We start from the raw sequence: 19,360 nt of genomic DNA on the forward strand, positions 1-19,360 counted from the left end.
GATGGCTGACAACCTGACCTCCGCCGACGGGTGGGTGACGGCATGTGGAACCAAGCCAAAATCAGGGGCTGTCTTCGATCCGATCGGTCAGGGTTCCAGGGCTTCTTCCGACGGTGCTGAGGTGGATCTAGGATCCGCTCATGGGCTTAGGGGAGGTCACGGTCGAGTCGGTGCGGCGGGCGGTTGCCGAATTCGACCGGCTCGGTGGTGACGAGTTCCGTTCGACCTACGGATTCGGGCCTGCGCGCAAATACGTGCTGGTGCATGAAGGGCGCGCGTACGACTCCAAGGCGATCGTCGGTGTCGCTCATGGGTTCGCCACGGGCACGTTCTGGCGGGCGGCGGACTTCACCGGCGGGCTGGCGTCCGTGGTTCGCGTGCTGCAGGATCTCGGCTTCGACGTTCGGACCGCCGAGGAACACGAGCGCGCAGGCTTCGGGGAGATCGCTGGGCAGCCCGCAGGAACCCGCTACGCGAGCCGGGAGGCCGCCTCGCGGGCTGGAGTGCACCTGCCGCTGACGGAAAGCGTCTGCGGGACTGCTGGCGCAGGCGCCGAATCGATCCTCGTCCCCGCCGACCAGGAGGTCGACGGTGAGATCATCTACGCCGGTCAAGGGGAAGCAGGCCGGGACCAGAGCTTCAAGACGCCCGCCAACGCCGCGCTGCTGACCAGCAGGCTGACCGGTATTCCGGTGCGGGTCTTGCATGGCATGCGTGAGCCTGGTTATCGCTATCTCGGGCTTTTCCGAGTAGTGGACGCGTGGAGGGACGTCGACCGCAAAGGGCGCAAGGTGTGCCAATTCCGCCTGACACCCGTGATCGACGCCGACAAGACCAATTCTGTCGCGCCGGAAGGTACCGTCAAGCCTGGTCGACGTGATTCGACCGTTCAGCGGGTCGTGCGCTCGACAGTCGTCTCCCGCTACGTGAAGGCGATGTACAGCGACACCTGCCAAGCGTGTCGGGTCAGGCTGATGATCGGTGATCGCGGGTACTCCGAGGGGGCGCACATCCGGCCGCTCGGAAGCGGGCACGATGGCCCGGATGTGCCGCAGAACGTCCTGTGCCTGTGCCCGAACTGCCACGTGCTCTTCGACGCGGGCGCGCTCGTGATCGACGCAGACCTCACCGTGCGGGTCAACGGCGTCAGCCAGGGAGTGCTTGCCGTTGACGAGGAACACGGCCTAGACGTGCGGCACCTCGTCTACCACCGGGAGCGCTACGGCCAGCAGAGCGAGGCCGAGTAGCGACAGGCCGATGCCCCGGCCGATCGACCGGGGCATCGGCGCGTCGGGTCAGCGGTAGGAGTGCTGGGACTGGACGTTCAGCTCGGTGAGGTGGACGCCGCGGGCGGGGTTGGTGCGGGGGTCGTTGACCTGGAGCACGTCGAGGCCCTTGCCCAGGTCGCTGGAGTAGATGTAGCCGTTGTAGTAGTACGCCGACCAGGAGCCGCCGCTCTCGTCCGGGTTCGCGGCGGGGCCGCGCTCGAAGTAGCCGATCTCCTTCGGGTTGGTGGAGTCGGTGAAGTCGATGATCTGGACGCCGCCCATGTACCAGGCCTGGACGAAGATGTCGCGGCCCGGGACGGGGATCAGCGAGCCGTTGTGGGCCACGCAGTTCTCCGACGACGTCTGGTGCCGGTCGATCTTGTAGAGGCTGCGGAACTCCATCAGGCGGTTGTCGCCGCGGCCGGTGATGTCGTAGATGGCGTTGGCGCCGCGGTTCGGGCCGATCTCGGCGTTGCAGGTGGCCGCGCCGCCGCCGCCGAGCTCGTCGGTGAACAGGACCTTGGTGCCCGCGTTGTTGAACGTCGCCGAGTGCCAGAACGCGAAGTTCTCGTTGTCCTGGACGCGGTTGATGACGCGCGGCTTCTCGCGGTCGGAGATGTCCATCAGGATGCCGTCGCCCATGCAGGCGCCCGCGGCGATGTTCTTCGACGGGTACGCGGTGATGTCGTGGCAGCCGGTGGTGGCCGAGACGTAGCCGGTCTGGACCGTGCCGGGACGCCCGGGGTTGCCGCCGTCGGGGAACAGGTTCGGCGTGGCCACGAGCGCGGCCGACGCCGGGTCGCGCAGCGGGATCTTCACGATGGAGATCGAGTCGTGCGGCGGCTTGCACTTGGAGAGGGTCTGCGAGGGCCCGTAGGAGGACACGTAGACGTACATGTCACGGCCGCGCTTGTCGGGCACGAGGGTGTGCGTGTGCGACCCGCAGGCGGTCTCCACGGCGGTGACGTAGCGCGGGTTGCGCTTGTCGCTGATGTCGAAGACCTTGATGCCCTCCCAGTACGGCTTGCTGCCGTCGTTCTGGGAGGTCGACGAGCAGGACGCGTCGCTGCGGCGGGAGTCGGTCGAGAGTACGACGAGGTTGCCGGTGACGGACACGTCGTTCTGCGAGCCGGGGCACAGGACCTGGCTCAGGATCGCGGGCCGCTTGGGGTTCTTGATGTCGTAGATCGTGAAGCCCAGGTAGTTGCCGACGATCGCGTAGTCGCCGGTGAAGGCGAGGTCCGTGCCGACCGACGCGGAGCCCGCGAGCGGCGCGGTGGCCGGAATGTTGGCGACGTGCGTGACGTTCGCGCTCATGACGGTCTCGTCCGGCGCGGGGAACTCGCTCTGCGCGGTCGCGGAGGTCGTCCCCAGCACCGTGGCGGCGACGAAGGTCGTTCCCAGGATCGCAACTGGTGTTCGGCGGCGCCGGTCACGTCGGGATGAAGACACGCTGCACACCCCTCTCGGTTTCGGGTGCCCGAAGTATCGTCGTTGTTAGCTATTCAAACCACCCTCACTTTTCGGGTGGTTTTACCAGTTGAACGTTTATCCCCGACGAGGCCGCCGAGGAGGTACGGTCGTCGGCGTCGTCGCAGTTGGGAGGGCATGTGCGGGCTTGGCTCACGGTTGTCGCCATTGCGCTGTTCGGAGTATCGGCCTGCTCTGAAGAGCCCCCAGCACCTGACCATACGATTGTCCAGCCCGGTTTGCCGGGTGAGCCCAACCGGACCCTCTCCGCGGAGGAAGCGGAGTCCGCGCTCCCCGACACCGAGCCCAACGACGAGGACGTCTCCTACGTCCGGAACATGATCATCCACCACCAGCAGGCGGTGGAGATGAGCGCGCTCGCCCCCGAGCGGGCAGCCGACGAGCGGGTCAGGGGCCTGGCCTCGCGCATCCACGACGTGCAGGGCCCCGAGATCGGCATGATGAACCGCTGGCTGACCGGCCACGACCTGCCCGCGGTCAACCCCACCGAGGCGCACGCCCACGCCGACATGCCCGGCATGGCCACCGCCGAGGAGCTGGCCGCGCTCACCGCGGCGCGCGGGCCCGAGTTCGACCGGCTGTTCCTCGAACTGATGATCCGCCACCACGAGGGCGCCATCGAGATGGCCAGGGCCGTGCAGGTCTCCGGTGTGGACGTGCGGGTGCAGGAGATGGCCGACGACGTCATCGCCGAGCAGGCCGACGAGATCCGCCGCATGCGGGAGATGCAGGGATAACCGGCGCGCGTGCTGCCGGACCCCCTCGATAGCATCGACGGGTCAAGCGCACCCGAGCCGACCAGGAGTCGTCGTGTCCCAGCCGCAGCCCGTGCCCGCCGTCCCCACCAGCGTGGTGGTGCGCGCGGGGACTACCGCGGGCGCCGCCGTCCGCGAGGCCGGACTGCCCGGCAAGGGACCCGACGCCGTCGTCGTCGTCCGCGACGCCGACGGGCGGCTGCGCGATCTCGCGTGGACGCCGGACGCGGACGCCACCGTCGAGCCGGTCGCCGCCGACAGCGAGGACGGCCGCGCCGTCATCCGCCACTCGTGCGCGCACGTGCTCGCCCAGGCCGTCCAGCAGCAGTTCCCCGAGGCCAAGCTGGGCATCGGCCCGCCGGTCAAGGACGGCTTCTACTACGACTTCGACGTCGACCGCCCGTTCACCCCGGAGGACCTGCAGGCGCTGGAGAAGCGCATGAAGCAGATCATCAAGGGCGCGCAGCGGTTCTCCCGGCGGGTCGTCGAGTCGGTCGACGCGGCCAAGCAGGAGCTGGCGGGCGAGCCGTACAAGCTGGAGCTGGTCGACATCAAGAGCGACGTCGACACCAGCGAGGTCATGGAGGTGGGCGGCGGCGAGCTGACCATCTACGACAACCTCGACCCGCGCTCCGGCGAGCGCGTCTGGGGCGACCTGTGCCGCGGGCCGCACGTGCCGACCACCAAGCACATCCCGGCGTTCAAGCTGATGCGGGTCGCGGCGGCCTACTGGCGCGGCAGCGAGAAGAACCCGCAGCTGCAGCGCATCTACGGCACCGCGTGGGAGTCGCAGGAGGCGCTCGACCGGCACCTGGAGCTGCTGGCCGAGGCCGAGCGGCGCGACCACCGCAGGCTGGGCGTCGAGCTGGACCTGTTCAGCTTTCCCGACGAGATCGGCTCCGGACTGGCGGTCTTCCACCCCAAGGGCGGCATCGTCCGGCGGGTCATGGAGGACTACTCGCGCAGCAGGCACGAGGAAGAGGGCTACGAGTTCGTCTACTCCCCGCACATCACCAAGGGGACGCTGTTCGAGACCTCCGGGCACCTGGACTGGTACCGCGAGGGCATGTACCCGGCGATGCACCTCGACGCCGAGCTGAACGCCGACGGCACCGTCCGCAGGCCGGGGCAGGACTACTACCTCAAGCCGATGAACTGCCCGTTCCACGACCTGATCTTCCGCTCGCGCGGCCGGTCGTACCGGGAGCTGCCGCTGCGCATGTTCGAGTTCGGCTCGGTGTACCGCTATGAGAAGTCCGGCGTCATCCACGGCCTGACCCGCGTGCGCGGCATGACGCAGGACGACGCCCACATCTTCTGCACGCCCGAGCAGGTGCAGGACGAGCTGCGGTCGCTGCTGTCCTTCGTGCTCGGCCTGCTGCGCGACTACGGGCTCACGGACTTCTACCTTGAGCTGTCGACCCGCAACGAGGAGAAGTACATCGGCTCCGACGAGGTGTGGGCAGAGGCGACGCAGACGCTGCGCGAGGCCGCCGAGAGCTCCGGCCTCGAACTGGTCCCCGACCCGGGCGGCGCGGCGTTCTACGGCCCCAAGATCTCCGTCCAGGCCAAGGACGCCCTCGGCCGCACCTGGCAGATGTCCACGATCCAGGTCGACTTCATGCTCCCGGAGAAGTTCGAACTGGAGTACACCGCCGCCGACGGCTCCCGCCAGCGCCCGGTCATGATCCACCGCGCCCTGTTCGGCTCGATCGAGCGCTTCTTCGGCGTGCTGACCGAGCACTACGCGGGCGCCTTCCCGGCCTGGCTGGCCCCGGTCCAGGTGGTCGGCATCCCGGTGGCCGACGAGCACATCGACCACCTCATGGGCGTGGCGAAGGACCTCAAGACCCGAGGCCTCCGCGTCGAGGTGGACACCTCCGACGAGCGGATGCAGAAGAAGATCCGCAACCACACGCTGCAGAAGGTCCCGTTCCTCCTGCTGGCGGGCGGCAAGGACGTGGAAGCAGGCGCAGTCTCCTTCCGCTTCCGCGACGGCACCCAGGTAAATGGCGTGCCGGTGCCCCAGGCGGTGGCCGCGATCGAGGCCTGGGTAGCACGCCGAGAGAACTCGTCTCCCACCGCAGAGACCTTCTCGGTCTAGAGCACAAAAAGAAGAAGCAGCGCAACCACCCCCCCACGCAACACGCCCCACCAACACTGTCCGATGGGGTGGACCCGCATTCGTGGGGAGCGAAGCGTCGCTACCCTCGCTCGGGCGCGGACGGCTTGCCCGCTCCGCCGCTTCTCCGCGCCCGCGACGCTTCGCTTAGGGGCCCCGCGAATGCGGGTCCACCCCATCGGACCCACAAATCAACTCGCGAAGCGCGCCACGCCACCTAGGGAGGACGAGGTGGGCACCTGGGGCACAGGTGGGGGGTGAAAGCCGGAGCTGGCCAGGCTGAGAGAGCACCTGCCGCTGCCGGGGCGGAGGGTGAGCTGAGGGGAGTGCGGAGAGGTGGCTGGCACGTGCCACGGGGCAGAGGTGTGGTTCAGCAGGCAAGGTTGAATGCCCGCCAGAGGGGCGGACGGGCGAGGCAAGGTTGAGAGTTCGCCAGCGTGGTGGGCAGGCAAGGCGGAGTTAAGGCTCGCCGGGGTGACGGGCGGGAGAAGTGAGGTTGGGAGTTGCTGGGGTGGGGGAAGTGGGGATGAAAGCCCGCCGGAGCGGTGGGCGGGCAAGGCGGGGTGAGAGCCGCTGGGCGGCGGTGGGGTAAGGCGGGTCAGAGTTCGCCGGAGTGGCAGGCGGGCAAGGCAAGGTGAGAGCCCGCCGGAGTGGCAAGGTCAGCGCGAGCGGGCCTACCGTCCCAAAGGGATCACCATGAGCGAGCCCGTCTCCTCATCCTCACGCACCCGCGCTCGCAAGCCGAACACCTCCAGCAGCAACTCCTCCGTCAACACCTCCCCAGGCGCCCCCACGGCCACGATCCGGCCGTTCTTCATCGCTACCAAACGGTCGGCGTAGCGGGCGGCCAACGCCAGTTCGTGGAGGACCATGACGATCGTGCGGTTGGTGTCCCGGTGGAGGTCTCGGACCAGTTCCAGGACGTCGATCTGGTGGGCCAGGTCCAGGTGTGTCGTGGGCTCGTCCAGCAGGAGGATGTCGGTTTCCTGGGCCAGGGCCATCGCGATCCAGGCTCGTTGGCGTTGGCCGCCGGAGAGTTCGTCGAGGGTGCGGTCGGCGAACTCGTCCGCCGCGGTCTTCTTCAGGGCCTGGTTGACGGCCTCCTCGTCGGCGGAGGACCAGCGGCGGTACCAGGTCTGGTGGGGGTGTCGGCCGCGGGCGACCAGGTCGGCGACCGTCAGGCCGTCGGGGGCCACGGGGGACTGGGGGAGCAGGCCGACGACGTTCGCCACGGACCGGGTCGGCAGTTTGTGGACCGGTTGGCCGTTGAGCAGGACGTGGCCCTCCACCGGCTTGAGCAGCCTGCCGAACGCGCGCAGCAGAGTGGACTTGCCGCAGCCATTGGGGCCGATCACGGCGGTCACCGTGCCCTGGGGGATTTCGAGGTCCACACCGTGCACCACGGTGCGTTCGTCGTAGGCGAGGGTGAGGCGCTCGGCGCGCAGGTCGGTCATGTGCGGGCCTTTCCGCTGCGGACGAGCAGGTACAGCAGGTACGGCGCGCCGAGTGCGGCCGTCAGGACGCCGACCGGCAGTTCGACGGAGCCGAAGGCCGTGCGCCCCAGGACGTCCGCCCAGACGGTGACGGCCGCGCCCAGCAGGGCGGACGCGAGCAGCGGCGGCGTGCCCGTGCCCAGGAGCCGGACCGCGAGCTGCGGGCAGGCCAGGGCGACGAACGCGATCGGCCCCGCCGCCGCGGTCGCGGTGGCGGTCAGCAGGACCGCGATGACGATCAGCACCGCGCGCGTGGTGTCGATGCGGACGCCGAGGCCGCGCGCGGTGTCGTCGTCGAAGTTCAGGGCGCCGAAGGGGAACGACAGGACCAGCGCGGCGGGCAGCAGCACCACCAGCGCGATCCCGACGGCTTGCGCGTTCTCCCACGTGGCCGCGTTCAGGCTGCCGTTGAGCCAGACGATCGCGCGTCCGGCGTCCACGATGGACGCCTTCACCAGCAGCCACGAGATCAGGCTGGTCAGCACCGCCTGGATGCCGACGCCCACCAGGAGCACCCGGTACCCGGACAGCCCGCGGCGCACCGCGAGGACGTACACCAGGACCGCCGCCGCCAGCGCCCCGCCGATCGAGGCCAGCGGCACGCCCACCTCGGCGAGCGGCCCGCTGACCGCGCCGTACTCCCCGGCGAGCACGATCACCGCGACCGCCCCGGCCCCCGCGCCCGCGGTGACGCCGAGGATGTCCGGGCTCGCCAGCGGATTGCGCCCGACGCCCTGGATGATCGCCCCCGCCAGCCCGAGCGCCGCCCCGACCATGGCCCCCACGGCGGCCCTGGGCAGCCGGAACTGCAGGACGACCAGCCGGTCGGTGCGGTCGCCCCCGCCGAAGAGGACCCCGACGATGTCGCTGGCCGGGATGTCGAACTCGCCGCGCCCGGTGTTCGCCACGATCGCGGCGAACAGCGCCACCAGGGTGACGGCGGGCACCAGCACGTGCCGGGGGCGGATGACGGCCGAGACCGGGCCGACGCGGATCGCCTTCACAGCCGCACCGGCTTCCGCCGACGGATCAGGTAGATGAACACCGGGGCGCCGATGAACGCCAGCATGATCCCCACCGGCAGCTCGCTCGGCCGCGCCACCAGCCTGCCCAGCACGTCCGCGGCGACCATGAGCGCCATCCCGACCAGCGCCGAGTACAGCAGCACCCACCGGTAGTCCGGGCCGGTGATCGAGCGGGCGATGTGCGCGGCCATCAGGCCGACGAACCCGATCGGCCCGCACGCGGCCACCGCGACCCCGGTGAGCAGGGTGATCGCGGCCATGCCCACCAGCCGGGTGAGCCCGACCCGCACCCCGAGCGCGCGGGCCACGTCCTCGCCGAGGGACAGCGAGTTGAGCCCGCGCGCGTTGGCCGCGGCCAACACCAGGCCCGCGACGACGAACGGCAGCATCTGCGCGGTGATCTCGGCCGGACGCCCGGAGACCGAGCCGACGGTCCAGAACCGGTAGAGCTCCAGCGCCTGCTCGTCCAGGATCAGCATGCCCGCGGTCAGCGCGGTGAACAGCGCGTGCACCGCCGCGCCGCCGAGCGCGAGGGTGACCGGTGTCGCGCCGCCGCGGGTGCGGTTGCCCACGAAGTAGACGATCGCCGAGGCCAGGAACGCCCCCGCGAAGCCGAACCAGACGTAGCCGTAGAGCGTGGTGACGCCGAGCAGGAAGATCCCGCCCGCGACGAACATGCCCGCGCCCGCGCTCACCCCGAGCAGCACCGGGTCGGCGATCGGGTTGCGGGTGTGGCCCTGCATGAGCGCGCCCGCCACCCCGAGCGCGCAGCCGGCGACCAGGGCGAGCGCGGTGCGCGGCAGCCGCAGCGAGCGGACGATGACGTCGCCCTCGGCGCCGGTGGGCGTCCACAGGCCGTGCCACACCTCGGGCAGGCTCAACGCCTTGCTGCCCAGCGCGATGCTGAGCAGCACCACGCCGAGCACGGCGGCGGCGACCACGACCAGGCCCCGGCGCCGCAGGCTGGTCCGGGCCTGGGTCACGCGTTCCTCCGAGTGTTAGCTTAGGGCAGCCTACCTTTACAAATGACCTTGAAGGACACCCCTCGCATGAGAGCACGCTCCCTAGTCGTCGCACTGGCCCTCGCCGCCACCGCGTGCGGCGGCGCCGAACCGGAATCGCAGGGCGGCGCGGCCGCGGGCGGGGGCGCGTTCCCGCGCACCGTCACCCACGCCATGGGGACCGCCGAGCTGCCCGAGCGGCCGCTGCGGGTGGTCGCGCTCGACATGACCTTCGTGGACGCCACGCTGGCGCTGGAGGGCGAGGTCGTCGGCTTCACCACCCTCGCGGGCGGTGACGACAGGCTGCCCGACTACTTCGGCGGCGACGTGGCGAAGTACGCGCCCAAGGCCGTCCCGGTCGGCACGCTGAGCGAGCCCAACCTGGAGAAGATCGTCGAGCTCGACCCCGACCTGATCCTCTCGGCGAAGGTCCGCCACGAGAAGCTCTACGAGCAGCTGACCGCGATCGCGCCGACGGTGTTCTCCGAGACCACCGGCGGCACCTGGAAGGCCAACCTCGAACTCGTGGGCCGGGCGCTGGGCAAGGAGGACCTGGCCAAGCAGAAGATCGCCGCCTACGAGACCAGGGCCAAGGCCGTCGGCGACGCCGTGCGCGCCGCCGAGGGCGCCAACCCGACGGTGTCGGTCGTGCGGTTCGTCGACGGCCCCACCCGCATCTACAAGGACGACACCTACATCGGCGTCATCATCGGCGACCTCGGCTTCGACAAGCCCGAGGCCGCGACCGGCACCGGCTTCAACACCGAGATCTCCGACGAGCAGATCGGCCTCATGGACGCCGACGACATCTTCGTCTCCGTCTACGCCGACGAGGCGGGCCTGAGCGCGCAGACCAAGGAGAAGTTTGAGGCCAACCCGCTGTGGGGGCAGCTCAAGGGCACCGTCCACGAGGTCAGCGACAAGACCTGGATGAGCGCTGTCGGCCTGTACGGCGCGAACGTGGTGCTCGACGACATCGCCAAGGTGTACGGGGTCGACCCGGCGCGCTAGCCGGTCAGTCGACCGTGCGCCACGCGTCGGCCAGCAGCGCCCTGGTCTCGCCGAGCAGCTGCGGCAGGACCTTCGTGTGGCCGATCACCGGCATGAAGTTGGCATCGCCGCCCCACCTCGGCACCAGGTGCTGGTGCAGGTGGGCGGCGATGCCCGCGCCCGCGATGACGCCCTGGTTCATGCCGATGTTGAACCCGTGCGGCGCGGCCACCTTGCGCGCCACCCGCATCGCCCGCTGGGTGTGCTCGGCCAGCTCGACCGTCTCCTCCGCGGTGAGGTCGGTGTAGTCGGCGACGTGGCGGAACGGCACCACCATGAGGTGGCCGGGGTTGTACGGGTACAGGTTGAGCACCACGTAGACCAGCTCGCCGCGGGCGATGATCAGCGCGTCCGGGTCGTCGAGCTGGACGAGGGTGCAGAACGGGCACAGCTCGCGCTCGTCGCCGACCGGCTTGTTCTCGCCGCGGATGTAGGCCATGCGGTGCGGCGTCCACAGCCGCTGCAGGGCGTCGGGTATCCCGACGCCTTCCTGGGCGACGAGCTCAGGGTCCACGGCCATGCCCCGATCCTAGTGGCGGGTCCCGGTCCGGCTCGGCCGCCGACCGGAGGACGGCACGCACGCGGGGTGCCGAGCGCACGATCGTGGTCGGGTTAGGCTTCCCCAGCCCTGTTCATCTCCGCCGGTAAGGCCCCATGCTGAACATATTCGCCAGAGCCTCGGTGTCCCGAGTCACCGATCCCGTCGGCAGGTGGCTGGTCGGTGTCGGGCTGACCCCCAACGCGATCACCCTGGTGGGCACGGCGGGCGCCATCGCGGGCGCCCTGTGGCTCTTCCCGGCGGGCCACCTCCTCGCGGGGACGTTCGTGGTGTGGGGCTTCGCCATGTTCGACCTGCTCGACGGCGCGATGGCCAGGGCCCGCGGCGGCGGCACGCGCTACGGCGCGGTGCTGGACGCGACCTGCGACCGGCTCGCCGACGGCGCGCTGTTCAGCGGGATCGCCTGGTACGCCTTCTTCGTGGCGCAGGACGCGCTGCTGGCCTCGACCGCGCTGATCTGCCTCGTCACCGCGCAGGTGATCTCCTATGTGAAGGCGCGCGCGGAGGCCAGCGGGCTGTCGGCGGACGGCGGGCTCGTGGAGCGGGCGGAACGGCTCATCACCACGCTGGTCGGGACCGGCCTGGTGGGCCTCGGCGTGCCGTACGCGCTGCACGTGGCGCTGGTGCTGCTGTCGGTCGGGTCGGTGGTGACGGTGGCGCAGCGGCTGGTCGCGGTGCGCCGGAGCGCGGAGGAGCGAGCATGAGCTGGGGGGAGCGGCTGGCCGACGCGGGGTACGCGGCGGGCTGGCGGCTGGTGCGGACGCTGCCGGAGCCGGTCGCGGCCGGGCTGTTCCGCGCGGGGGCCGACCTCGCCGCCCGCCGCGAGGGGCCGGGCGCGCGGCGGCTGCGCCGGAACCTGTCGCGGGTGGTGCCCCAGGCGGGCGCGGCCGAGCTGGACGACCTGGTGCGGGCCGGACTGCGGTCCTACGCCCGGTACTGGATGGAGGCCTTCCGGCTGCCGTCGATGGACCTGGACTCGGTGTACCGGCGGGTCGACGCGGGCGTCACCGGGACCGAGTACGTGGACAAGGCGCTGGCCGACGGCAACGGCGTCGTATTCGCGCTGTCGCACTCGGGGAACTGGGACGCCGCCGGGGTCTGGCTGGTGCGCGCGTACGGCCGGTTCACGACCGTCGCGGAGCGGCTGAAACCGGAGTCGCTGTACGACCGGTTCGTCGCGTACCGCGAGTCGCTGGGGTTCGAGGTCGTCCCGGCCACGGGCGGGGAGCGCAACCCCGCGGTGGTCCTGGCCGAGCGGCTGCGGGAGAACGGGCTGGTCTGCCTGCTCGCCGACCGCGACCTGACGCCGAGCGGCAGGACGGTGACGTTCTTCGGCGCGGAGACGAAGATGCCCGCGGGCCCGGCGTACCTGGCCGCCCGCACCGGGGCGGCGCTGATCCCGGTCGGCTGCTGGTTCACCGAGGACGGGTGGGGCGTGCGGTTCCACCCGCCGCTGCCGGTGGCGGGCGTGCGCGCGGTGCCGTCGGCGACCCAGGCGCTGGCCGACGTGCTGGCCGCGGACATCGCCGCGCACCCGGAGGACTGGCACATGCTCCAGAACCTGTGGCTGGAGGACGTGACGTCGTGAGCGGGCTGGCGAGCGGACCATCGGCACAGCGACTGCGCGTCGGCATCGTCTGCCCGTACTCCTTCGACGTCCCCGGCGGGGTGCAGGCGCACGTCGTCGACCTGGCCAGGGCGCTGCGCGGGCTGGGGCACTCGGTCGACGTGCTCGCGCCCGCCGACGACGACACCCCGGTTCCCGACTTCGTCCAGCCCGCCGGCCGGGCGCTGGGCATCCCGTACAACGGGTCGGTGGCCCGGCTGTCGTTCGGGCCGCTGTCCTTCGCCCGGGTCCGGCGCTGGATCCGCGAGCACGACTTCGACGTCCTGCACCTGCACGAGCCGACCGCGCCGAGCCTGTCGATGCTGGCGCTGATGGTCGCCGACGGGCCGATCGTGGCGACGTTCCACACCTCGACCCCGCGCTCGCGCACGCTGAGCGCGTTCCAGATGGTGCTGCAGCCGTTCCTGGAGAAGGTGACGGCCCGCATCGCGGTGTCCGCGCTGGCGCGCCGGGTGCAGGTGGAGCACCTGGGCGGCGACGCGGTGGAGATCCCCAACGGCGTGGACGTCGCGTTCTTCCGCGACGCCGACCCGCTGCCGGGGTATCCGCGCGGCTGCTCGGTCGGGTTCGTCGGCCGCTACGACGAGCCGCGCAAGGGGATGCCGGTGCTGCTGGAGGCGCTGCGCCCGCTGGCCGCGGAGTTCCCGGAGCTGCGGCTGGTCGTGGTGGGCCGGGGCGACGCACCCGAACTGCGGAAGGCGGCGGGCCCGGTGCGGGTCGAGCTGCTGGGGCAGGTCGACGACCGGGAGAAGGCGTCGATGCTGCGCGGCATCGACGTCTACTGCGCGCCCAACACCGGCGGGGAGAGCTTCGGGATCATCCTCACCGAGGCGATGGCCGCCGGGACCGCCGTCGCCGCGAGCGACCTCGACGCCTTCCGCCGGGTGCTGGACGACGGGCGCGCCGGGGTGCTGACGCCGGTCGGGGACGCGCCCGCGCTGACGGAGGCCTTGCGCTCGCTGCTCTCCGACCCCGAGCGCCGCGCCGCGGTGGCGGCCGAGGGACACCGGCGGGTGGCCGCGTACGACTGGTCGGTGGTGGCCGCGCAGGTGCTGCGCGTCTACGAGCAGGCGGTCGCGGCCTGCCCGCGCCCGGTGGGGGAGGCGCAGTGAGCTGGTGGATCGTCCTGCTGGTCGCGGTCATGGTGTTGGGCGGCGTGTACCTGGTGGGGACGGCGAACCGGCTGGACCGCCTGCACATCCGCACCGACGCCGCCTGGGCCGCCCTCGACGCCGCCCTGGCCCGCCGCGCCGTGGTCGCCCGCGCCGTGGCGGGGGTGCTGGGGGTGGAACACCTGCGGATGGAGGCCGAACAGGCCGAACACGCCCCGCGGGTGGCCCGGGAGGACGCGGAGAACGTGCTGACCCGATCGCTGTCCGAAGTGGACCGCTCCCGGCTGCCGTCCGCGCTGACCGCCGAACTGACCGACGCCGAACACCGCGTGGTCATCGCCCGCCGCGTCCACGGCGACGCCGTCCGCGACACCCTCACCCAACGCCGCCGCCGCGTGGTCCGCTGGTTCAAACTCGCAGGCGGCGCGCCGCGCCCGGAGTACTTCGAGATCGCCGAGCCGGACCTGGCCCAGGAGCCTTAGCCAGACGGGTAACAGCGCCAGTCGATCTTGCGATGCGGAAGAGGACTGCGACGTGGGGAGCGGCGTGATGGGTGTTCTGGAATTCATCCACCGCCTGGTGGATACCCTGGCCTGGCCCGCGGCGACCGTCGTGCTCGTCTTGGCGCTGCGGTCCCGGCTCGGGGCCGCTGGTGGGCGAGCGGCTGAAGGCGCTCAGGGCGGGGCCGGGCGGGCTGGAGATGGAGTGGAACGAGACGGCCCAAGAGGCCGAGAAGCAGCTCACCGGCGAGGTCGCCGCGACCGAGCAGGCCACCGACCAGACGATGCCGCTGCGGCTGCGTGAGGTGGCCAAGGCGTCACCGCGCGGCGCGGTCCTGGACGCTGCGGCCGAGATCGAGAGTGCTCTGCGCACCCTTCTCGCGCGACACGGCCTGTCCGCCGACGAGTTGCGGATGGGGATGCGGCAGCTGAGTTCCACGGCGGCGGAGCGGGAACTCATCAGCCTGTCCACGCATCGCGCGATCGAGAATCTCTCGGTGCTGCGGAACCTGGCGGCGCACGGCCGGGGGCGGGTCGAGTACGCCCAGGCGGTCGACTTCCTCGCCCTCGCCGACGCCGTCATGTACTCGCTGACCGCGGCGCGGTCGGTCGGGCTGGGGCGGTTCGCCGAGGTCGGGCCTGCTTGACGGGTCCGGGACGGCCTCGTCAGGTCGTCCCGGACCGCGCGGCTAGGCCATCTGCGTGGCCAGGGAGGTCGGCATGGGGTCGAAGCGGGCGAAGCGGCGGGTGAAGGTCGCCGAGCCGGAGGTCAGGGAGCGCAGGTCGATGAGGTAGCGGACCAGGTTGGTGGCGGGGACCTCGGCGGTGACGATCGTGAAGCCCGAGCCCTCCGACTCCGTGCCGAGGACCCGGCCGCGGCGGGCCGACAGGTCGCCGAGGACCGTGCCCAGGTGCTCGTCCGGCAGGCGGACCGTCACCGAGTCGATCGGCTCCAGCAGGGAGATCGTGGTCTTCGCCGCGGCGTCCTTCAGCGCCAGCGCGCCCGCTGTCTGGAAGGCCGCGTCGGAGGAGTCCACGCTGTGCGCCTTGCCGTCGACGAGCGTCACCCGGATGTCCACCATCGGGTTGCCGGTCGACACGCCCCGGGCGAGCTGGGCGCGGATGCCCTTCTCCACGCTGGGGATGAACTGGTGCGGGACCGCGCCGCCCACCACCCGGTCGAGGAACTCGAAGCCAGCGCCGGTCGGGAGCGGCTCGACCTCGATGTCGCACACGGCGTACTGGCCGTGGCCGCCGGACTGCTTCACGTGCCTGCCGTGGCCCCGCGCGGGCCCGGCGAACGTCTCGCGCATCGACACCTTGACCGGCTCGGTATCGATCTCCGCGCCGCCCGCGCGCAAGCGGGCCAGCACGACGTCGGCGTGCGCCTCGCCCATGCACCACAGCACGAGCTGGTGGGTCTCCGGATTGCGGTCCATGCGCAGGGTCGGGTCGCCCGCCACCAGCCGGGCCAGGTTGCGGGCCAGGGCGTCCTCGTCGCTGCGGGTGCGGGCGACCACGGCGACCGGCAGCAGCGGCTCCGGCATCGTCCACGGGGACATCAGCAGCGGGTCCTCGGGCGCGGACAGGGTGTCGCCGGTCTCCGCCGAGCCGACCTTGGTCAGCGCGCACACATCACCGGCGATGCAATAAGGGACCTCGCGCAGCGAGGCCCCCAGGGGAGAGTAGACGTGCGCGACGCGCTCGTCCGCGTCATGGTCCTCGTGGCCGCGATCGGCCAATCCGTGGCCGGAGACGTGCACCTGCCGTTCCGGTCGCAGGGTCCCGGAGAACACCCGCACCAGCGACACCCTGCCCACATAGGAGTCGACCGCCGTGCGGACGACCTCCGCGGCCAGCGGCCCCCGGGGGTCGGGGATGATCGCCGCGTGCGGGCGGCCGTGCGGGTCGGTCACCTCGGGCAGCGGGTGCTCCAGCGGTGACGGGAAGCCGCGGGTCAGCACCTCCAGCAGTTCCTCGAGGCCGAGTCCGGTGAACGAGCACACCGGCACGACCGGGAAGAACGAGCCGCGGGCGACCGCCTTCTCCAGGTCGGTGATGACGGTCTCGGTGTCGATCTCCTCGCCGCCGAGGTAGCGGTCCATCAGGGACTCGTCCTCGCTCTCGGCGATGATGCCCTCCAGCAGTTCCGCGCGGGCGTCGGCGATGGCGTCGCGGGCGGCGTCGTCGAGGTCGGTGAGCGTCATCCGGCCGCCGGAGTGGTCGTAGCGGCGCTGGGTGATGAGCCCGTCGAGGGCGGAGTCGCCGTGCGGCAGCCACAGCGGCAGCACGTTGGCGCCGAAGGCCTCCCGGCAGGCGACCAGCTCGGCGGTGAAGTCCGCGCGCGGGTGGTCGAGGCGGGCCACGACGAGCGCGCGGGGCATGCCGACCGCATCGCACTCGCGCCACAGCGCGATGGTCGCCGGGTCGACGCCCTCGGCCGCGCACACCACGAACAGCGCCGCGTCCGCCGCGCGCAGTCCCGCCCGCAGCTCGCCGACGAAATCGGCGTAGCCGGGGGTGTCGATCAGGTTGACCTTGACGCCGTCGTGCATCAGCGGGGCCACCGCCAGCCCCACCGACCGCTGCTGGCGCTGCGCGGCCGGATCGTGGTCGCAGACCGTGGTCCCCTCGGTGACGGTCCCCGCCCGGGGGAGCACGCCGGTGGCGGCCAGCAGCGCCTCGGCGAGCGTCGTCTTCCCCGAGCCGGACGGGCCCACCAGGGCCACGTTCCTGATCCGCGCCGGGTCGTCCACCGTCACGGCGGACTCGGCATGACCGTTGTCGGCGTGCTTGCTGCCCATCTCCCGCACCTCCCGCTCGACCCGCCCTTGTGTCGGATCTCACATCTTGTCACCGCTGGTGACCAGCGCGCTCCCCGCAGGTCGGAAGTGGCCTGCCGAGATAGCCCCGCATTGGCTGCCTTCAGCGGTCCACATCACACGTAAGCTGTGGTCAGCGGCCTTTCGTGAGCCGCATACCCCAAGACGATTCGAGAGGCGAACCGTGTCCGACGCACAGACCACCACTGCCCCCCAGCCGGAGACCGGCACGTCCCGGGTCAAGCGCGGCATGGCGGAGATGCTCAAGGGCGGCGTGATCATGGACGTCGTCGACGCCACCCAGGCCAAGATCGCCGAGGACGCGGGCGCCGTCGCGGTCATGGCGCTGGAGCGGGTGCCCGCCGACATCCGCGCGCAGGGCGGCGTGGCGCGCATGAGCGACCCCGACCTGATCCAGGGGATCATCGAGGCCGTCTCCATCCCGGTCATGGCCAAGGCCCGCATCGGCCACTTCGTCGAGGCGCAGGTGCTGCAGTCCCTCGGCGTGGACTACATCGACGAGTCCGAGGTGCTGACCCCGGCCGACTACGCCAACCACATCGACAAGTGGGCCTTCACCGTCCCCTTCGTCTGCGGCGCCACCAACCTCGGCGAGGCGCTGCGGCGCATCACCGAGGGCGCGGCGATGATCCGCTCCAAGGGCGAGGCGGGCACCGGCGACGTCTCCAACGCCACGACCCACATGCGCAAGATCCGCGGTGAGATCAAGCGGCTGACCTCGCTGCCCGAGGACGAGCTCTACGTCGCTGCCAAGGAGCTGCAGGCGCCGTACGAGCTGGTCAAGGAGGTCGCGACCACCGGCAAGCTGCCGGTCGTGCTGTTCACCGCAGGCGGCATCGCGACCCCGGCCGACGCGGCGATGATGATGCAGCTGGGCGCCGAGGGCGTGTTCGTCGGCTCCGGCATCTTCAAGTCCGGCGACCCGGCCAAGCGCGCCGACGCCATCGTCAAGGCCACCACCTTCCACGACGACCCCGACATGATCGCCAAGGTCTCCCGCGGCCTGGGCGAGGCCATGGTCGGCATCAACGTCGAGGACGTCCCGGAGCCGCACCGGCTCGCGGAGCGCGGCTGGTAGTCAGACGTGCTCGGAGACCAGGCACGCCGTCGTGCCCGGCTCCAGCGCCTCGAACACGTGCGGGATGTCGCCGGGATAGGCGATGTAGTCGCCCGGTCCGAGTTCCACCGGCTCGTCGGTCGGGCCCAGCCGGGCCCGGCCGCTGGCCAGGACCACGTGCTCGACCACGCCGGGGAAGTGCGGGTCGGACTCCCTGCGGCTGCCCGGCTCCGCGCTGATCAGGTAGATGTCGCGGCGGGCGTTCGGCGGGCAGGACGCGAGCAGGGTCGCGGCGTAGTCCGCGCGCTCGGAGTACACGATCGGCCCCTCGCCCGCCCTGATCACCTGCACGCGCGGGGTGGGCGGCTCGACGAGCCGGGAGAACGGCACGCCGAGCGCCACGCTCAGCGCCCACAGCGTCTCCACGCTCGGGTTGCCGGACGCCGCCTCCAGTTGCGACAGCGTCGACTTGGCGATGCCCGCGCGCTTGGCGGCCTCGCTCAGGGACAGGCCCGCGCGCTCGCGTTCGCGGCGCAGCGAGCGGGCGATGACGTCCAGTGGGGCGCCGCGCTGGTCCACCGGGCCTCCCGTTCGGTGTGACGGACAAGTCGTTCGGCTTGACGAACGACCGGAGCATTGTTCATCGTAGGACACTATGCGTTCGATCTGGCGAACACTCGATGCGGAGCTGTGGCGCGGCGTGCTGGCCATCGCGGCCGCCGCCGCGGTCAACGGCGCGTCCTTCGGCGCCATCTCCGTGGCCTCCGGCCTGCCGATGTGGGTCCCGGTGGCCATGTCCCTCCTGGTCTTCGCGGGCGGCTCGCAGTACCTGGCCGTCGGCGTGACGGCGGCGGGCGGCAGCCCCGTCGCCGCGGTCCTCGGCGGGCTGCTGCTCAACGCCCGCCACCTGCCGTTCGGCCTGGCGGTCGGCGAGCTGGTCGGCCGAGGCTGGGCGGCCCGCCTGCTCGGCAGCCACCTCCTGATCGACGAGTCCGTCGCCTTCGCGATGGCCCAACGAGACGCGGTACGCGCGCGAGCGGCCTACTGGGCGTGCGGCGCGACCCTGTTCGTCGCCTGGAACCTCGGCGTCTTCGGCGGCGCCGTCGCGGGCCAACTCGTCGGCGACGCGGACGCCCTCGGCCTCGACGCGGTCTTCCCGGCGGCCATGCTGGCCCTGGTCCTCCCCGCGCTGAAGGACGCGAAGGCCCGCATTCCCGCCCTGGTGGGCGCCGCGGTCGCCCTGGCGGCCACCCCGTTCCTGCCGACGGGCGTGCCGATCCTGCTGGCGCTGCTCGGCCTCCTCGCGGTTCCCCGGCCTGCCCGGAAGGCGCCGGAGGTGGTCGCGTGACCGGCGTGCTAAGCCCGCCGACCGTGTCGTCCCTGGTCCGGAGAGGTGGTGACGTGAGTGGTCCGCTTGCGTCGGTCCGGGGCGGGGAAGGCTTCGGAACCGAGAGCGG

Annotated in this window: 18 protein-coding genes; 11 read left to right on the plus strand and 7 right to left on the minus strand. The window is 71.5% G+C overall.

Annotated features, from left to right (window positions below; translation table 11 throughout):
- Positions 1-140 precede the first annotated feature (140 nt).
- Entirely contained in the window at positions 141-1,247 is a 1,107-nt protein-coding gene (locus tag Actkin_RS09755; RefSeq protein ID WP_258906800.1) for a ScoMcrA-related endonuclease, read from the plus strand.
- A 48-nt stretch (positions 1,248-1,295) separates the two neighbouring features.
- Here Actkin_RS09755 and Actkin_RS09760 read toward each other — a convergent pair whose 3' ends face one another.
- The gene (locus Actkin_RS09760) at positions 1,296-2,585 is read right to left on the minus strand and encodes an LVIVD repeat-containing protein (RefSeq protein ID WP_258907890.1); all 1,290 of its coding nucleotides are present in this window, start codon (positions 2,583-2,585) and stop codon (positions 1,296-1,298) included.
- Between the two features lie 392 nt (positions 2,586-2,977).
- Here Actkin_RS09760 and Actkin_RS09765 point away from each other — a divergent pair, with 392 nt between their 5' ends.
- Together Actkin_RS09765 and thrS are read left to right on the plus strand one after the other, a co-directional pair.
- Positions 2,978-3,496, plus strand: a complete 519-nt coding sequence (locus tag Actkin_RS09765) for a DUF305 domain-containing protein (RefSeq protein WP_258906801.1) — start codon at positions 2,978-2,980, stop codon at positions 3,494-3,496.
- Positions 3,497-3,608: 112 nt separating this feature from the next.
- Complete coding sequence (gene thrS, locus Actkin_RS09770) at positions 3,609-5,618, plus strand: threonine--tRNA ligase (RefSeq protein WP_258907891.1); 2,010 nt, start codon at positions 3,609-3,611, stop codon at positions 5,616-5,618.
- 692 nt (positions 5,619-6,310) lie between these two features.
- Here the strand turns inward: thrS and Actkin_RS09775 are convergent.
- Genes Actkin_RS09775 through Actkin_RS09785 form a run of 3 tightly spaced genes read right to left on the minus strand, consistent with a single transcriptional unit; the run spans position 6,311 to position 9,137 of the window.
- Positions 6,311-7,090: an ABC transporter ATP-binding protein gene (locus tag Actkin_RS09775; RefSeq protein ID WP_189213018.1), complete on the minus strand. Its 780-nt coding sequence runs from the start codon at positions 7,088-7,090 to the stop codon at positions 6,311-6,313.
- Positions 7,087-8,133, minus strand: coding sequence for a FecCD family ABC transporter permease (locus Actkin_RS09780; RefSeq protein WP_258906802.1), 1,047 nt, complete (start codon positions 8,131-8,133; stop codon positions 7,087-7,089). Before Actkin_RS09780 ends, Actkin_RS09775 begins: the two co-directional genes overlap by 4 nt.
- Positions 8,130-9,137, minus strand: a complete 1,008-nt coding sequence (locus tag Actkin_RS09785; protein WP_189213016.1) for a FecCD family ABC transporter permease — start codon at positions 9,135-9,137, stop codon at positions 8,130-8,132. Before Actkin_RS09785 ends, Actkin_RS09780 begins: the two co-directional genes overlap by 4 nt.
- Positions 9,138-9,203: 66 nt before the next feature.
- Here Actkin_RS09785 and Actkin_RS09790 point away from each other — a divergent pair, with 66 nt between their 5' ends.
- Positions 9,204-10,166, plus strand: a complete 963-nt coding sequence (locus Actkin_RS09790; RefSeq protein WP_189213015.1) for an ABC transporter substrate-binding protein — start codon at positions 9,204-9,206, stop codon at positions 10,164-10,166.
- A gap of 4 nt (positions 10,167-10,170) precedes the next feature.
- Here Actkin_RS09790 and Actkin_RS09795 read toward each other — a convergent pair whose 3' ends face one another.
- Positions 10,171-10,725, minus strand: coding sequence for an HIT family protein (locus Actkin_RS09795; RefSeq protein ID WP_189213014.1), 555 nt, complete (start codon positions 10,723-10,725; stop codon positions 10,171-10,173).
- Between the two features lie 134 nt (positions 10,726-10,859).
- Here Actkin_RS09795 and pgsA point away from each other — a divergent pair, with 134 nt between their 5' ends.
- The 5 genes from pgsA (at position 10,860) to Actkin_RS09820 (ending at position 14,650) form a co-directional block, all read left to right on the plus strand.
- Positions 10,860-11,468 (plus strand): phosphatidylinositol phosphate synthase, encoded by a 609-nt coding sequence (pgsA, locus tag Actkin_RS09800; RefSeq protein ID WP_189213013.1) that lies wholly within the window; start codon positions 10,860-10,862, stop codon positions 11,466-11,468.
- Positions 11,465-12,352 carry a phosphatidylinositol mannoside acyltransferase gene (locus Actkin_RS09805; RefSeq protein ID WP_258906804.1) on the plus strand — a complete coding sequence of 296 codons (888 nt, stop codon included), beginning with the start codon at positions 11,465-11,467 and terminating at the stop codon, positions 12,350-12,352. Before pgsA ends, Actkin_RS09805 begins: the two co-directional genes overlap by 4 nt.
- A 32-nt stretch (positions 12,353-12,384) precedes the next feature.
- The gene (locus Actkin_RS09810; protein WP_258907892.1) at positions 12,385-13,503 is read left to right on the plus strand and encodes a glycosyltransferase family 4 protein; all 1,119 of its coding nucleotides are present in this window, start codon (positions 12,385-12,387) and stop codon (positions 13,501-13,503) included.
- A 29-nt stretch (positions 13,504-13,532) separates the two neighbouring features.
- The gene (locus Actkin_RS09815; RefSeq protein ID WP_258907893.1) at positions 13,533-13,985 is read left to right on the plus strand and encodes an NUDIX hydrolase; all 453 of its coding nucleotides are present in this window, start codon (positions 13,533-13,535) and stop codon (positions 13,983-13,985) included.
- A gap of 170 nt (positions 13,986-14,155) precedes the next feature.
- A complete protein-coding gene (locus Actkin_RS09820; RefSeq protein WP_258906805.1) occupies positions 14,156-14,650 on the plus strand; it encodes a hypothetical protein in 495 nt (164 codons plus the stop codon).
- Between the two features lie 42 nt (positions 14,651-14,692).
- Here Actkin_RS09820 and Actkin_RS09825 read toward each other — a convergent pair whose 3' ends face one another.
- Positions 14,693-16,807 (minus strand): elongation factor G-like protein EF-G2, encoded by a 2,115-nt coding sequence (locus Actkin_RS09825; protein ID WP_258906806.1) that lies wholly within the window; start codon positions 16,805-16,807, stop codon positions 14,693-14,695.
- 202 nt (positions 16,808-17,009) lie between these two features.
- On the opposite strand from Actkin_RS09825, the gene pdxS reads away from it, so the two are divergent.
- Positions 17,010-17,924: a pyridoxal 5'-phosphate synthase lyase subunit PdxS gene (gene pdxS / locus Actkin_RS09830; RefSeq protein ID WP_189213010.1), complete on the plus strand. Its 915-nt coding sequence runs from the start codon at positions 17,010-17,012 to the stop codon at positions 17,922-17,924.
- Here pdxS and Actkin_RS09835 read toward each other — a convergent pair whose 3' ends face one another.
- Complete coding sequence (locus Actkin_RS09835) at positions 17,925-18,482, minus strand: helix-turn-helix domain-containing protein (RefSeq protein ID WP_229787375.1); 558 nt, start codon at positions 18,480-18,482, stop codon at positions 17,925-17,927. It abuts the gene before it with no gap.
- A gap of 76 nt (positions 18,483-18,558) precedes the next feature.
- Here Actkin_RS09835 and Actkin_RS09840 point away from each other — a divergent pair, with 76 nt between their 5' ends.
- Positions 18,559-19,251 carry an AzlC family ABC transporter permease gene (locus tag Actkin_RS09840; RefSeq protein WP_258906808.1) on the plus strand — a complete coding sequence of 231 codons (693 nt, stop codon included), beginning with the start codon at positions 18,559-18,561 and terminating at the stop codon, positions 19,249-19,251.
- Positions 19,252-19,360 lie beyond the last annotated feature (109 nt).

The organism is Actinokineospora sp. UTMC 2448 (assembly GCF_024760565.1).
Lineage (GTDB): Bacteria > Actinomycetota > Actinomycetes > Mycobacteriales > Pseudonocardiaceae > Actinokineospora > Actinokineospora fastidiosa.

Excerpts from the sequence above, each read along its gene's own strand:
- Actkin_RS09755 (WP_258906800.1), top strand. The coding sequence starts at position 141 with ATGGGCTTAGGGGAGGTCACGGTCGAGTCGGTGCGGCGGGCGGTTGCC.
- Actkin_RS09760 (WP_258907890.1), bottom strand. The coding sequence starts at position 2,585 with ATGAGCGCGAACGTCACGCACGTCGCCAACATTCCGGCCACCGCGCCG.
- Actkin_RS09775 (WP_189213018.1), bottom strand. The coding sequence starts at position 7,090 with ATGACCGACCTGCGCGCCGAGCGCCTCACCCTCGCCTACGACGAACGC.
- Actkin_RS09790 (WP_189213015.1), top strand. The coding sequence starts at position 9,204 with ATGAGAGCACGCTCCCTAGTCGTCGCACTGGCCCTCGCCGCCACCGCG.
- Actkin_RS09795 (WP_189213014.1), bottom strand. The coding sequence starts at position 10,725 with ATGGCCGTGGACCCTGAGCTCGTCGCCCAGGAAGGCGTCGGGATACCC.
- pgsA (WP_189213013.1), top strand. The coding sequence starts at position 10,860 with ATGCTGAACATATTCGCCAGAGCCTCGGTGTCCCGAGTCACCGATCCC.
- Actkin_RS09805 (WP_258906804.1), top strand. The coding sequence starts at position 11,465 with ATGAGCTGGGGGGAGCGGCTGGCCGACGCGGGGTACGCGGCGGGCTGG.
- Actkin_RS09815 (WP_258907893.1), top strand. The coding sequence starts at position 13,533 with ATGGTGTTGGGCGGCGTGTACCTGGTGGGGACGGCGAACCGGCTGGAC.
- Actkin_RS09825 (WP_258906806.1), bottom strand. The coding sequence starts at position 16,807 with ATGGGCAGCAAGCACGCCGACAACGGTCATGCCGAGTCCGCCGTGACG.
- Actkin_RS09840 (WP_258906808.1), top strand. The coding sequence starts at position 18,559 with ATGCGTTCGATCTGGCGAACACTCGATGCGGAGCTGTGGCGCGGCGTG.